The organism is Marinomonas hwangdonensis (assembly GCF_003721245.1).
GTDB classification, from domain to species: Bacteria; Pseudomonadota; Gammaproteobacteria; order Pseudomonadales; family Marinomonadaceae; genus Marinomonas; species Marinomonas hwangdonensis.
This window is the reverse complement of sequence record NZ_RIZG01000010.1, coordinates 72,912-86,502: the sequence shown is the minus strand read 5'-3', so window position 1 is coordinate 86,502 and position 13,591 is coordinate 72,912. Positions and strand designations below refer to the sequence as shown.

The following is a 13,591-nucleotide window of genomic DNA, read 5'->3' as shown; positions in this document are numbered from 1 at the left end:
TGGTTGTCCAACTATTGGGGGTCACTTCAAATCAGACGGGTTTTTTTATGGATCGACTAAACAAGACGGATCACTCACGCTACTCGGTCAACAAAGGCTTGTGCTTTACTTTCAGCTTTAACTGATGGATGCCACCGGGTGGGATCTCATAGGCATCACTGAGGGCATTCCCTGCTTCAACGCACACAAAACGGCGAAAATCCTCATCCATCATGTCAGTACGTTGCTTCGCAATCTCAGCGCCAGGATTCCAAAGTATGGTGCTGTTACTGCCTTCGGTGTGAATGACCAAGCGTCTTTGTAAGCCTAGATCCTGTATCTCACAGGTCTCAGGGGCAGACAAATACACCCGATCCATGGTGTCACAGGGCGTCACAATGCCGTTTTGCAGCTTACGATCACCATTGTCAAACTTATCCACATAAGCGACCTGATCCAGACCATGCACTTGTGCTGTTTGATTATCCGACACATTAAAATAAGTGTGAAGCGCTTCACTGACAGCCATCGGCTGATCAGACAGATTGGCTGCCGAAAAATTGATGCGGAAACCTTTACGCGAAAAACGAAACACTTGTCTTAATTCGAACGCCTGTGGCCACATTTCTTCAATTAATGGATGATCTTCAGACGCCAAACGAATGACGATTTTTACATCCCCATTTTTAAAATGGCCTGCTTCAATAAACTCCCAACGAAAATAACGAGCCAAACCATGGGCAGGATAATCATCGTGAACCTCATGAGCGCCAAACCAAGGCCAGCAAACAGGAATGCCAAAATGTTGACGACTAAAACGCCCTTCACCGCCAGGCTGTGAAGATTGAAACAAAAGATCTTCCTGACCCGCAGGAACAAAGCTCTTCAAATGCCCACCCCATAACGCGATCGTTGCGCTAAAGCCGGGTTGATCAATGATAATTTCATCGCACTTTTTAAAGCTAGCCGGGCGTATTTCACCACCCAGTTCCTCTAAATCTTTCATTAACCGGCCATTCATTTATAACTCCAGTAAAATTTTTAGTACGCTCATATTAACGGTAGACAGCATGATTACAATAGCTTGTAGTGATACTGACAATTCAACAAAGCAGATAACCTTGCGGTATATCAATAAAGGCTTAACCTGATGGCATTTTTACGTTATAAAACAGGGTAGAACCGCCACGACAGGTCGCTGGCTTTCATTTTAAAAGGTGTTTGAGTGTTTATGAATCAACAAAACGAATCCAAAATGATCATTGGTTGCGACGAGTGGTGCGCATTTCCTTCTCTTAACATTCCTGCCATTAAAGCTCGCGTTGATTCTGGCGCAAAAACCTCATCAATGCACGCAATCAATATTGAACGTTTTTCTCGAAATGACGAAAAATGGGTCCGCTTTGAAGTTCATCCATTGCAAAAAAATCGCAAGGTCACCGTGCACTGCGAAGCCCCACTAATTGACCAAAGAGTCATCAAAAGTTCCAGCGGTGATAAAGAAAAGCGGCCGGTTATTTGCGTGCCGCTTTCTCTTGGTGGCACAGTGTGGGAAGTCGAAGTCACCCTCACCAACCGTGACAGCATGGGCTACAGAATGCTACTCGGACGAGAGGCTATGAACGGACGAATTCTTATTGATCCAGAAGCCATTTGCTTACTAGGGGAGCAAGACAAAAAAACACTTCAAGGGCTGTATTCCGCCACCACCGTATAAACATCACAGGGCACGCTTATTGCCGTGCCTGCACACTGCCAACCGACCTTCCAGTGACCTCTGTATAGGGATCAAACGCCGAGGCATCCACAGACAAAGTAAGCGACTGAGCACCCGCCACTGTCACCACACGCTCTTGCTCAGTCCCGCCCAGCTGTCTTCTGTCCCAAACCTTCAAACGATAGTCACCCGCTGGCACGTCCATGCTGACACGGCCGTTATTATCCGCAATAGCAAAATAAGGCGTGTCCACGACAACTACCCAAGCAATCATGGCATCATGTATATTGCAACCCAATGCCACCACGCCAGGACGATCAAACAGCTCACTCGATGGCGCTCGCCCAAGATACAGTTTTATATCAAAGGTTTTTGCCTCTGAAAAAGAATACACATGATGGCGAACCGTATCCAGATTAGGGAATTCCACCTGAGTGCCTGTTTGTAAAACCGAAATGGCCGGTATAAATAGGCTTTGTTCTTGGGCAATCACCGCCTTGGGGGGCGCTTGATCCGCAAGGTCAGCTGACAAAGACAAGGGCTCTAAAAAGACCACACTGTAATCTAAAGGCTTTCCTACCGTCGATGACACATCGACAGTCAAGGTGTCAGCCCCCGCACTGGGCAGCCAAAAACACACTAGCCCAGCAAAGAAAAAATACACAACACGGTTAAGGTTCAATGGCCATTCCCACAATAGCGTTACCAGAAGCCAATTCACCTATCTTCGTCAGTTCGGCATTATCAAGGTTGATTTTATACAAAGTATAAGACGCCTTGTCTTGTGTGCTTAATGCCACATAAGCCGCATTAGTCACGTCCGCAATATCAAAATGCGCATCCACCACAGGTCCCGTCGCTAACGAACCAACGGTATAGAGTTTTCCTGTATTGGGCGACACCTGATTCACCTCTGTCTCGCGCGTTCCCTGTGTCACCAAGGTACCTTGTGCTGCATCAATCGCAAAGTTCGTCGTCAACTTGTTGTTTTTTGCATTATAGGTATAGGCCGCCGCAACCAAACGAGGCGTCAAACCGTAGGCCACATCATCCGCACTGTATTGCAAATCCCCATCGAACTGAACCCCCGACATTTCTGACTGGTTATCCACATAAAGGCCTGTTTCTGGGTGCATGCGGCCATTCACACCGCCGTCTGTAACCACACGAATACGGTCGGCCGCAGGGTTAAAGTCTACCCCATACAATTCCCCGTCCAACCGCACACCTTGAGTCGGCTTGCCAATAGGAGTCATTTGACCGGATTCCGTATCAATAGTGTACATTTGGCCTAGGTTTGATACGGCATACATAACCCCATAAGCAACGCGAAAATCGATCCCCATAATGCGCTCATCGGATTGACTAAAGCCTTGTAACGACACCCGATTCTTTACCACTGCAGGCTCAGCCGCATTAAATTTAATCAGCGTATTGTCAGACAACAAGGCGTGCAGGGTTTCCGGCGCAGCCATATCAGTAGACATAGTGGACAGGGTTTGCGCTTGTGACGCGCTGGCCAGCACACCCAAGGCCAATAGTATGGAAGATGTTTTACGAATCATGTATTCTCCTCAAACGACTCACATTAACTAACACTAAGAGTAGCCTAGCTTTCCACAACAGATTGATTACGGCCACTTTCTTTGGCTTTATATAAGGCATTGTCTGAGCGACTGATCCATTCTGAAATTGACTTATCCACCGATTTGGCTTGTGATATCCCAAAACTCATAGTCACACTGACCTCACCTTCTGGCGCAGCAATTTTAGCGGCCGCGATTTTTTTGCGTATTTTTTCACAAAAGAACAACGCACTGGCGGTGTCCGTATGGGGTAACAGAATGGCAAACTCTTCACCACCGTAACGACCAACAAAATCCCCTTTTCTTTTGTTGCTAGAGAGAATTTGCGCCACTTCCTTCAGTACTAAATCGCCTACCGTATGGCCATACACGTCATTGACCTTCTTAAAAAAATCCACATCGGCCATCACTAAAGAATGCGTTTCATTGGGTCTTAATTTAAAGGTGTCATAAGTAACCTGAAGGGCTTTGTCTAAGCTACCGCGATTATTCAACTCCGTTAACGGGTCGATCTTACTAAGGTAATCTAAACGTAGATTGGCTTGTGACAAAGATTCCTTATTGGTTGCCACATCCGTCACGTCATACACCACCATACACACGTAGGCAACAGAACCGTCTGGGTTGGTAATCGGGCGCAGCGCGACATTCTGATACATCTGTTCCGCCACACCGGTAATCGGGCGATAACCTTTAAAAGGAAACAAATGCGGCCGCTGCTCCCAAGAGATAAAAATCGGAGTTCGCAAGGCGATGACGTTATCCAGCTTATTTTGTAGCCAGTGTTGATTGATTTGCGGAAAAACCTTAAAAAGGGATTGCTCTTTGGCAATGGAAGAACTCACACCACTGTGGTTTTCCATAAAACTGTTCCACAGCTTAATCTCATGATTGCGATTTAACACCACCAAGCCGACATCAATATGCTGAAGCATATCAAACAGCCAGTGTAGTTCCATCATGTCTTCTGCAGCGTTACTCATGGAGTCAATCTTCCTCTACCAAATAGGACAATAAATTCTCTAGCATTGACACAGAATCTTCTGTGAACAACAGCATCAGATCACAACTTATTTGATAATTTTCTACCTCATAAGCAATTTCAACAGCAAGAGTACGCTTCCACTTAGCCCGTTTTGTGTTAACCAAATCCGATACCTTTGCATGCTGAGCCAATAGCGAAGGATGCCCCTGACTGAAGTCGATATTCAGCTGCTTCCCAAGCGCGTCAATAAAAGGCCCAACCAGCACAGAAGAGACATCCATTAACAGCTCAACCTCTACAACGCTGGTAATCTCCTCACTGACATTAAGCAAACTGGCCATATCCGGAAAACTAGAGTCACTGAAGATAAGCAGAGTTTCAAACGCCACACCAGAACCAACAAAACCTTGGGACACCGCAGAACAGCTGCTGTCTTTAATGCTGTAATCCAAGGCCATTTGTAACTCGCCGACCTCAAGAATACTCACCTTAGGCACGGGCAGCTTAACAAAGACATTCAACATATCAGCCAACACACTGGCGGCACGTCCCATGGCAATATTAGCCACTTCTTGAAGACACTCATTCAGGGTGAACTGCTCGGCCGCCGATACCGAATGGGGAGCCACTGACAGGGATTTCCCGTCTGTAGGAGTAAACAAGCCTAAGGAAAGCAACAAGCCTCTCAGCTCTTCAGCCGAAGCGGGCTTCTTATGAAATGCCATCGCCCCTAAGTCCTTGACCCTTTGAACGGCTTTGGGTTGGACATCCCCAGACACCACAATCACCGCAGGGAGATGGGTAAATGACTGCATGGCTTCCAGCGTTTCATACCCGTCTTTGACCGGCATGTTCAAATCTAGAAACAAAATATCGACTTTGCCGGACGCCATTTTATCCAGTGCTTCTTGGCCGTGCTCAGCAAAGTCCACCAGTACATCCCAGTCTTCTGGTAATATTCTGGCCAACTGCTTTCTCGCCATCTTTGAATCATCACAGATTAGTACACGTGTACTCATTGCCATTCTCTTTTTGTCATACAATGTCACTCTTAAGAGGTCTTGTTCAGTGTCTTTTAAAGTGTCTTTCTAAATGTTTTTCTAAAAATATTTGTCTAACATATCGCTTAACAAACCATATTCAAGCAAAAGCTGATATCACAAGGCCGTATCATCGCACGCAATCGAGCTTCAATATGTAACTTACTGTAAAATCACGCTATCCCGCGTGGTTACACAACCCCACTTATTACCCTATATTGTTAGTCCTTACAATTATTCTGGGTATTTTTATTATTTAGCGAACCACTAGGTCGTCAATCAGACAAAAACCGTTAAGCAAGCGACAATAACGCCTGAGCGACCAAGCGCTCATCGTATTTATTTACCTTGCGGGTGATAAGCGGGGTTTTAATCACTTGAATATTCAGCGACCTAAGCCGTGCTTCATCCAAGTCACCGTAATCGTAATCCGAATCCATTAACACATAATCCAGCGCCGACAAGACAGCACTGTCCGTTTCTTTCTCTGCAGGCGCCACATCCTCCAGTACCGTATCTTTCAGTACAACAGCGATCAAACGCTCTATTCTTTCCATAATAGGTAAACCCTGCTGTTCTGGGTCTACCCCTAGATTCGGTAAATACACTTTAGGATTGGGATTATGACAAATGGCGCGCCCCACTCCTTCTGGTATCAGATTAGCCAGTAGACTGCTGTAAAAACTGCCTGGGGGATAACAAATTAAATCCGCTCCTTCGATGGCGTCTTTGCGGTCTTCCGCAATGTGACAGTTCGTGGGACGAATATAACGCAAACCTTTGTTTAGCCACATGCGCTTTATAGGACTAGGTAACCTCTGAGTTTCTTTGCCTGTGATCCTGTGTTGCCCCAACACAACATCGCCGTTTTCTAACTCAACTCCTAGGTGCAAACTGGCATCTATAGTGGTTTTCACCTCGCCCAGCGCTCTGATTAAACGAGAAAACAAAAACACAATCGGGTCCAATTGCTGCTGATTATTAAGATACCCGCCCGCCATAATCAGATTGCCAATACTGGCGCCACGCAAATCAAAGTCATCGTGAATACGCGACTGAGTCACCGCAAGCTGGGTTTGTATCAGGGCTTTCATGGGATTAGGAATGCGTTCAATAAGAGGGTGTTCGCCAACAACAAGCTGCTGCAATTGGCTTTTTAGCACCGAAACGGCTTCTTCCTGAGACAAACGATGGGTAAATAATTCATAGACTTCAGGTTGCCCCATGACGGTTTCATCGGCCAGCGCCATAAGACGACTGCGCAAATCCCCCACCGCAGGGATATCGAACTCCGCCCTTAAACGAGCGGAACTGCCCCCCGAATCAAAAGGCGTCACCAAATGAATAGAATGATGAGTGTATTCTTTAAGCACTCGGCTGATTTTATTCAGCGCCGAGCCACCACTAAAGAACAACACCTTAGGGCCCTGCTCAGGCAAGCTTCGAAAACGATGAACACGCACAGGATCTGGCATCGCCATACGTCGCCAGATACGCAAAGAGTCCACCATAATCAACCTCATGTAAATTAGAATCCGCTACTTCTGCCAATGCTAAAATACTCTCTAGACAAAAGACAGGCTATAACGCATTTAATTGCACTTAAGTGTTGATTTGCGATGACATTGGTCGAATTTGTTAAGGTTCCTGCCTCGCCGTTAAAATCACCTGAGTCAGTTCAGCAAAGCCCAAACCACCCGGTTGCGTGGTTTGATAACGAGGACGATGTCGCATCATAGGCAAATGCTCAGCAATATTGGCCACCCCGACGCTCAACGGAAAACGCGCAAACATGCTTTCATCATTGGGTGCATCCCCAACGTACAAAACCTGCGCTTCCTGTTCTTGCGCGCTCAATCCATACACCTCAGTCAACACTCGCTGTGCCATGGCAAATTTATCATAGCCTGGAGAGCAGACATTAATGTGGATTGAGCTTGCCTTGGCGTTTAAACCCAGCGCCAGAAGCGCCGCCAAGCAGGCGTCTTTTTCCTCCACCGCCGCGGGTTTCACATCTTGCGCATAATCAATCGCCACATCAGTCAAACGATAAGCCTGATCTCGCGCCAAACGTAAACGAGGAAATTGCGATAACAAGGGATTCACTTGCGCCAATATCCGCGCCTGCTCTGCACGCATCGCTGACTCATCGCGCCAAAACGCATAAGTGAGATGGCGCTCAGAGGTCTTGCCAATAAAACACGCTCCCCCTTCGGTAATCACCCCATCCACGGGTAAAGCCCGGGCAATCATATCTGACCAACCCGCACAGCCCCCCGTGACGGGAATCACCTTAACCCCCTCGGCTTCTAATTGCGCCAAGGCTTGTAAGGTTGCTACCGGCAACTGACCTTCCCAAGTCAAGGTGTCATCAAAATCCGTTAAAATAAACCGTAAATTTTGGCAGGTGCTAGTCTCAAGGTCAGTAAGAGAAAGCGCAGAAACAGCAGATATCGACATAGTCGTCCTAAGAACAAAGTTGAATTTGAACACCGTGAGCGGTGAGTAAACGGATTTGTGCGTCGGTGAGCGCATCACTAAACAGCCAATCGATCGAAGCGAAAGGCTGCACTCGCGCCATGGCTTTGCGTCCCCATTTATGCTGATCGACCACCAGCAAACTGTGGCGGCTTTGCTCCACCAACACGCGACTTACCGCCGCTTCTTCGGGGTCAAAATCCAACACCCCTTGTTCTTCGTCCATGCCACCACAGCCAAGTACGCCATAGTCAAAATAATACTGCCTTAAGCCTGACAAGGTGTCTTCACCGACCAAATCATGGTGCTGATGACGCAATTTCCCAGCCAGTACACGGACGCGAATATGTGGGTAATTCCCCAAGATAGTCGCCACGGTTAAATTGTTCGTAAACACTTGCAAATCGTGATGAGACACTAAGGCTTTCGCCACGTACTCCACCGTGGTGCCAATACCCAAAAACACCGAGGCGCCACTGGGAATCATCTGTGCAACCTGGGCCGCAATCGCCATTTTTGCCTCGCTGTTCAAAAACTGACGATGGTCAAACGGCAAATTTTCGGCACTGGATAGCGGCGCAATCCCACCATGAGTTCGACGCACCAGATGACGCTCCGCCAGCTGATTAATGTCCTTACGAATGGTTTGTGATGACACCTTAAAACGGGCCACCATCTGCTCCACTAATAAGGCATCTTCTTGCTGCACCCAGTTTAATATCTGGTTTTGTCGCTCATTTAGCTCCACACGGCACCCTTACATTATTTCATCAATAGTGAAGCAAACCGCGTTGGGTCATCCGTAATCACCGCATCCATGCCCCACGCCCAATGCCCTTCCACTGTTTGCGGGTCATTCACGGTATAACACAGCAGTTTATAGCCAGCGGCTTTCACCGCGCGTGCTTGCGCTTCGGTCAAACGGGAGTAATCACAATTCAGACTGTATGCTTCAATACCGGCAAGCTGCTCTTGCCAGTCCTCAGGAATGTCTTCATACAAGGGCGCAAGATGACGCTGAGGATCAATCTCGTAACACAGCTCTAACGCCGCCAAGTTAAAGCTGGAGATCATCAGACGGTCATTGTCTTGCCAATGATCGCGCAACATCGCCATCACCGCGGGCACAATGTTTTCCACATCCGCGCCATCGTGCTTAATCTCAAGATTCAACCCCAAGTTTAACGACTGAATGCACTCCAAGGCCTCCAACAAGGTCGGCACTTTTTCCCCAACAAATTTCTCGGAAAACCAAGCGCCAGCGTCTAACTCCGCCACCTCGGTAGGACGCGCTTCACGCGTTACACCCGATCCATTAGTACAGCGATCCAGAGTATCGTCATGGAAAATGACCAAGCCCCCTTCCGCGATCAAATACACATCGATTTCGACCCAGGTCGCGCCAGCCTCGGCCGCGGCACGCACCGACGCCAAGGTATTTTCAGGTGCCAATAACGCCGCACCACGGTGCCCCATTACCTTTGTTTTCAACACTTTTTCTTTCAAAGAATCACGCTTCACAAGCGTGTCAGTTTGCATCGTCATTTCACAACCTCTGCTGAGTCATTGCGTCAAATAAGTGCCAGTGTTGCGCTGGCGCCGTCAGCCACATCACACTATTGATGTCCGGCAAGTGCGGTCCAGATAGACGCACCACCATAGGCTCACCGTCACCAGACGCCGTATCTATTTTACCGTGAATTAAGGTCTCGGCCCCTAAGGATTCTACCGCCTGAATGCGCAAAGCGAAATCAGCATTTTGCTCATCCGACACCGCCAGATGCTCTGGGCGAATGCCCCACACAATCGAACCACGATGCCGATGAGACAAGGGCAACGTAAGCGCGTCGGAAACCTTGATGCCTTGCTCAGTCAGATTGGCACCGAGCAAGTTCATCGAAGGCGAACCAATAAACGCGGCCACAAACGGGGTCGCCGGTTTATTGTACAAATCCATGGGAGTACCTATCTGCTCAGCCTTACCTTTGTTCAACACCACCAAGCGGTCCGCCAAGGTCATGGCTTCCACCTGATCGTGGGTCACGTACAAAGTCGTGGTACCCAACTTACGCTGCAACTGACGAATCTCCACCCGCATCTGCACCCGCAATTTAGCATCCAGATTCGACAAGGGCTCATCAAACAAGAAGACTTTCGGATCTCGCACCATGGCACGCCCCATGGCCACCCGCTGACGTTGACCACCGGATAATTGCCGCGGCTTACGCTGCAACAACTCAGTCAACCCCAACATAGTCGCCACATCCGTGACTTTTTCCGCGATCAACTCTTTCGCCATGCCACGATTTTTTAAACCATACGCCATATTGTTGTAGACCGTCATGTGGGGGTACAAAGCGTAATTCTGAAACACCATAGCAATATCGCGGTCAGCCGGCTCCTTGTCATTCATGCGCTCGCCACGAATGCGCAGCTCACCCGTGGAAATACTCTCTAACCCCGCCACCATACGCAACAAGGTGGATTTACCACAACCCGATGGCCCAACCAAAACAATAAATTCCCCTTCCTCAATCGATAAATCCACACTAGGGATAGCATGAAAACCATTAGGGTAGGTTTTGCCGACTTTTTCTAAAATAACGTCCGTCATGACTACTTCTCCGAATCCACTAAACCTTTCACAAACAGCTGCTGCATGCCTATCACCACAGCGACAGGGGGCAACATCGCCAACAAGGTGGTCGCCATGATCTGATTCCAGGCAATATCCCCATCGGTCACCGACAACATGCGCTTAATACTCATAACCAAGGTGTAATAGGCATCGTCCGTAGTGATCAACAAAGGCCAGAGATATTGATTCCAACCGTAAATAAACAAAATAACAAACAAGGCCGCGATATTGGTTCGCGACAGGGGCAGCAAAATATCAAAAAAGAACCGCCAAGGCCCCGCCCCATCCATACGCGCCGCTTCCACCAGCTCCCCAGGAATACTCAAGAAACACTGACGAAACAAAAACGTCGCCGTGGCACTGGCAATCAAAGGCAGCGTCAACCCCGTATAACTGTTGAGCAAACCCAAGTTCGCCACCACCTCAAACGTCGGCACAATACGCACTTCAACCGGCAGCATCAGAGTCATAAAAATGATCCAGAAGCAAAAACCACGCAACGGGAAGCGGAAGAATACAATCGCATAGGCAGATAATAAGGAAATAGCGATTTTGCCAAAAGTGATGCCCAACGCCATAATCAGGGAATTGAGCATCATAAACCACACTGGCACATCAACACCGTTGCCCGCCTTGTCAAATAACACCGCGCCCCAAGTTGCGGCGCCAGCATCACCAAACCACAAAGGAATGTGCCCAACCCCAAACGCCGACGCAGGATGCGTCGAAGCCACCAGCGCCATCCATACAGGCAAAGCTACCAAAGCAATCCCCAACAACAAGGTGGCATGACTCGTAAAGGTTAACCAAGGTCGATTCTCTATCATGAGTACTGCACCTTACGCTCAATAAAGCGAAACTGAACCACCGTCATCAGGCCAACAATGCCCATCAAGATCACCGATTGCGCCGCCGATCCGCCCAAATCCAAACCAACAAAACCGTCATCAAAGACTTTATACACCAGGGTCGTGGTACTTTGCCCTGGGCCGCCTTTGGTGGTCGCATCAATTACTCCAAAGGTTTCAAAGAAGGCATACACTAGGTTCACTACCAACAAGAAAAACGTTGTCGGAGACAGCAAAGGAAACACAATAGTCCAAAAACGCTTAAACGGACTGGCACCATCAATGGCCGCCGCTTCGATTAAAGAACGCGGAACCGCCTGCAACCCCGCCAAGAAAAATAAGAAGTTGTAACTGATTTGCTTCCATGTCGAGGCAATTACCACCAAAATCATCGCCTGATTACCATCCAAGTAATGATTCCACTCTACTCCGGCAGCACCTAACCAAAGGGCAATTGGCCCCATGCTAGGGTCAAATAAAATCCACCACAGCACACCCGCCAAAGCAGGCGCCACAGCGTACGGCCAGATCAATAAAGTTTGATACGCCAATTTCCCTCGAATGATTCGATCGGCCATCACCGCCAACAGCAACGCCACCGACAATCCAGCAATCGCCACCGAAAAGCTAAACACCAAGGTGGTCACAAGAGACTGATAATACAAAGGGTCCGAAAATAAATCGGCAAAGTTTTCCAAACCAACAAATTCACGGCTCAAGCCAAACGCGTCTTCTCGATAAAACGCTTGCTCTAACGCTTGTTCAGCGGGCCAAAGAAAAAAAACGGCGGTTACCAGTAGCTGGGGCAAAAGCAACAACCAAGGCAAGCCTTTTTGGGGAAAGGTCACTGTCATCGGACAATCCAAATAAATAAAAAATACGCATTAAAAAAACGCACGAGAAACACCTAAAAACGCACTAAAAACACCAACAAAACACAGATACAAGCACAAAAAAACGCCCTTATACCATCAGCATAAGGGCGATTACTTTCGTATTAATCGTTGGCTTTTTCAAAACGACGAAGCAGCGCATTACCACGCGTTACCGCCGAATTAAGCGCCGTTTGTGCGTCCACATCGCCGCTCCAAACAGACTCTAATGCCTCATCGATCACACCACGGATTTGCACAAAGTTACCCAAACGCAATCCCTTGGTATTCGCTGTTGGCGTGCCCGTTGTCATTTGCAAAACCGCCGTTTCTGTGCCTGGATTCGCTGCATAAAAACCTTGCTTTGTGGTCAAGTCGTAAGCAGCTTCTGTGATCGGCAAATAACCTGTTACCTGATGGTAATCCGCTTGAACTTCAGCACTTGATAAGAAGCTTAAGAAAGACGCTACCGCGCTGTATTCTTCTTTAGAATGGCCTTGCAACACCCACAAAGAAGCGCCGCCTATGATGGTATTAGAAGGCTGATCAACTTTGCCTTCCCAGTATGGCAGCTCAGTCACACCAAAATCGAAAGTCGCATTACGCGTGATACCCGCGTAACCTGCGGACGATTCTGTAAACATGGCGCACTCTTGGCTGTAGAATTTCGCCGCACCGTCGTTAGTACGTCCAGAGTAGCTAAAAATGCCGTTTTTCTGCCACTCGCCCATTTTCTCAATGTGAGCCACTTGCAGCGGGCCATTGAAGGTCAGTTCAGTTTTCAAGCCACCAAAACCATTATCCAAGGTAGCAAACGGCACATTATGACGAGCACTGAAGTTCTCTAAATGTACCCAAGACTGCCAAGCGGTGGTGAAGCCACAGCCAACGCCTGCCGATTGCAATTGTTTCGACACGCTTTCCACTTCTTGCCATGTCGTCGGGATTTGGCTAATCCCTGCTTTAGCAAACAATTCTTTGTTGTAATAAAGCACTGGCGTTGAACTGTTAAAAGGCATAGAAAGCATATTGCCGTCACTGTTGGTGTAATACCCAGTTACCGCGCTCAAAAAAGCGCTCTCATCCAACGGCTGACCAGACTCCTGCATCAGCTTATGAACAGGGTAAATCGCCCCTTCTGCGGCCATCATAGTCGCTGTGCCCACTTCAAACACCTGCACAATAGCCGGCTGCTGCTTAGCACGAAACGCCGCAATCGCCGATGTCATGGTTTCTGTGTAGTTACCCTTGTAGACTGGCTTCACTTCATAATTGTCTTGTGAACCATTAAAGGCTTTAGCGATTGAATTGACCTTTTCACCATTGGCGCCCCCCATGGCATGCCACCACTCCACTTGCGTTGCCGCGAAGCTTGATCCAGCCATAGACAAACCGACCAACACTGACGCTAATTTCAATTTATGCATTTCCGTGTCCCTCACAATGAG

14 protein-coding genes are annotated in these 13,591 nt (G+C 48.1%); 1 reads left to right on the top strand and 13 read right to left on the bottom strand.

The features are described from left to right. Window positions 1-79: 79 nt before the first annotated feature. Entirely contained in the window at window positions 80-985 is a 906-nt protein-coding gene (locus EBI00_RS14105; RefSeq protein WP_241557049.1) for a D-hexose-6-phosphate mutarotase, read from the bottom strand. Window positions 986-1,210: 225 nt separating this feature from the next. Here EBI00_RS14105 and EBI00_RS14100 point away from each other — a divergent pair, with 225 nt between their 5' ends. After that, window positions 1,211-1,696 carry an ATP-dependent zinc protease family protein gene (locus EBI00_RS14100; protein WP_123096587.1) on the top strand — a complete coding sequence of 162 codons (486 nt, stop codon included), beginning with the start codon at window positions 1,211-1,213 and terminating at the stop codon, window positions 1,694-1,696. 16 nt (window positions 1,697-1,712) lie between these two features. On the opposite strand, the gene EBI00_RS14095 is transcribed toward EBI00_RS14100, so the two are convergent. From EBI00_RS14095 to ugpB, 12 genes are all read right to left on the bottom strand, one after another. Continuing rightward, window positions 1,713-2,378: a methylamine utilization protein gene (locus EBI00_RS14095; RefSeq protein ID WP_123096586.1), complete on the bottom strand. Its 666-nt coding sequence runs from the start codon at window positions 2,376-2,378 to the stop codon at window positions 1,713-1,715. Continuing rightward, window positions 2,368-3,261: a DUF4394 domain-containing protein gene (locus EBI00_RS14090; protein WP_123096585.1), complete on the bottom strand. Its 894-nt coding sequence runs from the start codon at window positions 3,259-3,261 to the stop codon at window positions 2,368-2,370. Before EBI00_RS14090 ends, EBI00_RS14095 begins: the two co-directional genes overlap by 11 nt. Window positions 3,262-3,305: 44 nt before the next feature. Further along, window positions 3,306-4,265: a GGDEF domain-containing protein gene (locus EBI00_RS14085; RefSeq protein ID WP_123096584.1), complete on the bottom strand. Its 960-nt coding sequence runs from the start codon at window positions 4,263-4,265 to the stop codon at window positions 3,306-3,308. Window positions 4,266-4,269: 4 nt separating this feature from the next. Beyond that, window positions 4,270-5,286, bottom strand: a complete 1,017-nt coding sequence (locus tag EBI00_RS14080) for a response regulator (protein WP_123096583.1) — start codon at window positions 5,284-5,286, stop codon at window positions 4,270-4,272. A gap of 314 nt (window positions 5,287-5,600) precedes the next feature. Continuing rightward, the gene (locus tag EBI00_RS14075; RefSeq protein ID WP_123096582.1) at window positions 5,601-6,818 is read right to left on the bottom strand and encodes a GAK system CofD-like protein; all 1,218 of its coding nucleotides are present in this window, start codon (window positions 6,816-6,818) and stop codon (window positions 5,601-5,603) included. A 127-nt stretch (window positions 6,819-6,945) separates the two neighbouring features. Further along, entirely contained in the window at window positions 6,946-7,767 is an 822-nt protein-coding gene (locus EBI00_RS14070) for an HAD family hydrolase (protein WP_123096581.1), read from the bottom strand. A gap of 7 nt (window positions 7,768-7,774) precedes the next feature. Further along, on the bottom strand, window positions 7,775-8,533 hold the full coding sequence (locus EBI00_RS14065; RefSeq protein ID WP_123096580.1) for a DeoR/GlpR family DNA-binding transcription regulator: 759 nt from the start codon (window positions 8,531-8,533) through the stop codon (window positions 7,775-7,777). Window positions 8,534-8,547: 14 nt separating this feature from the next. Beyond that, window positions 8,548-9,330: a glycerophosphoryl diester phosphodiesterase gene (locus EBI00_RS14060; protein WP_241557048.1), complete on the bottom strand. Its 783-nt coding sequence runs from the start codon at window positions 9,328-9,330 to the stop codon at window positions 8,548-8,550. Between the two features lies 1 nt (window position 9,331). Continuing rightward, window positions 9,332-10,399 (bottom strand): sn-glycerol-3-phosphate import ATP-binding protein UgpC, encoded by a 1,068-nt coding sequence (locus tag EBI00_RS14055; RefSeq protein ID WP_123096579.1) that lies wholly within the window; start codon window positions 10,397-10,399, stop codon window positions 9,332-9,334. A 2-nt stretch (window positions 10,400-10,401) separates the two neighbouring features. Further along, window positions 10,402-11,250 (bottom strand): sn-glycerol-3-phosphate ABC transporter permease UgpE, encoded by an 849-nt coding sequence (gene ugpE / locus EBI00_RS14050; protein ID WP_123096578.1) that lies wholly within the window; start codon window positions 11,248-11,250, stop codon window positions 10,402-10,404. After that, on the bottom strand, window positions 11,247-12,125 hold the full coding sequence (ugpA, locus tag EBI00_RS14045; protein ID WP_123096577.1) for a sn-glycerol-3-phosphate ABC transporter permease UgpA: 879 nt from the start codon (window positions 12,123-12,125) through the stop codon (window positions 11,247-11,249). Before ugpA ends, ugpE begins: the two co-directional genes overlap by 4 nt. Before the next feature lie 143 nt (window positions 12,126-12,268). After that, window positions 12,269-13,570 (bottom strand): sn-glycerol-3-phosphate ABC transporter substrate-binding protein UgpB, encoded by a 1,302-nt coding sequence (gene ugpB / locus EBI00_RS14040; RefSeq protein ID WP_123096576.1) that lies wholly within the window; start codon window positions 13,568-13,570, stop codon window positions 12,269-12,271. Between the last annotated feature and the right edge of the window lie 21 nt (window positions 13,571-13,591).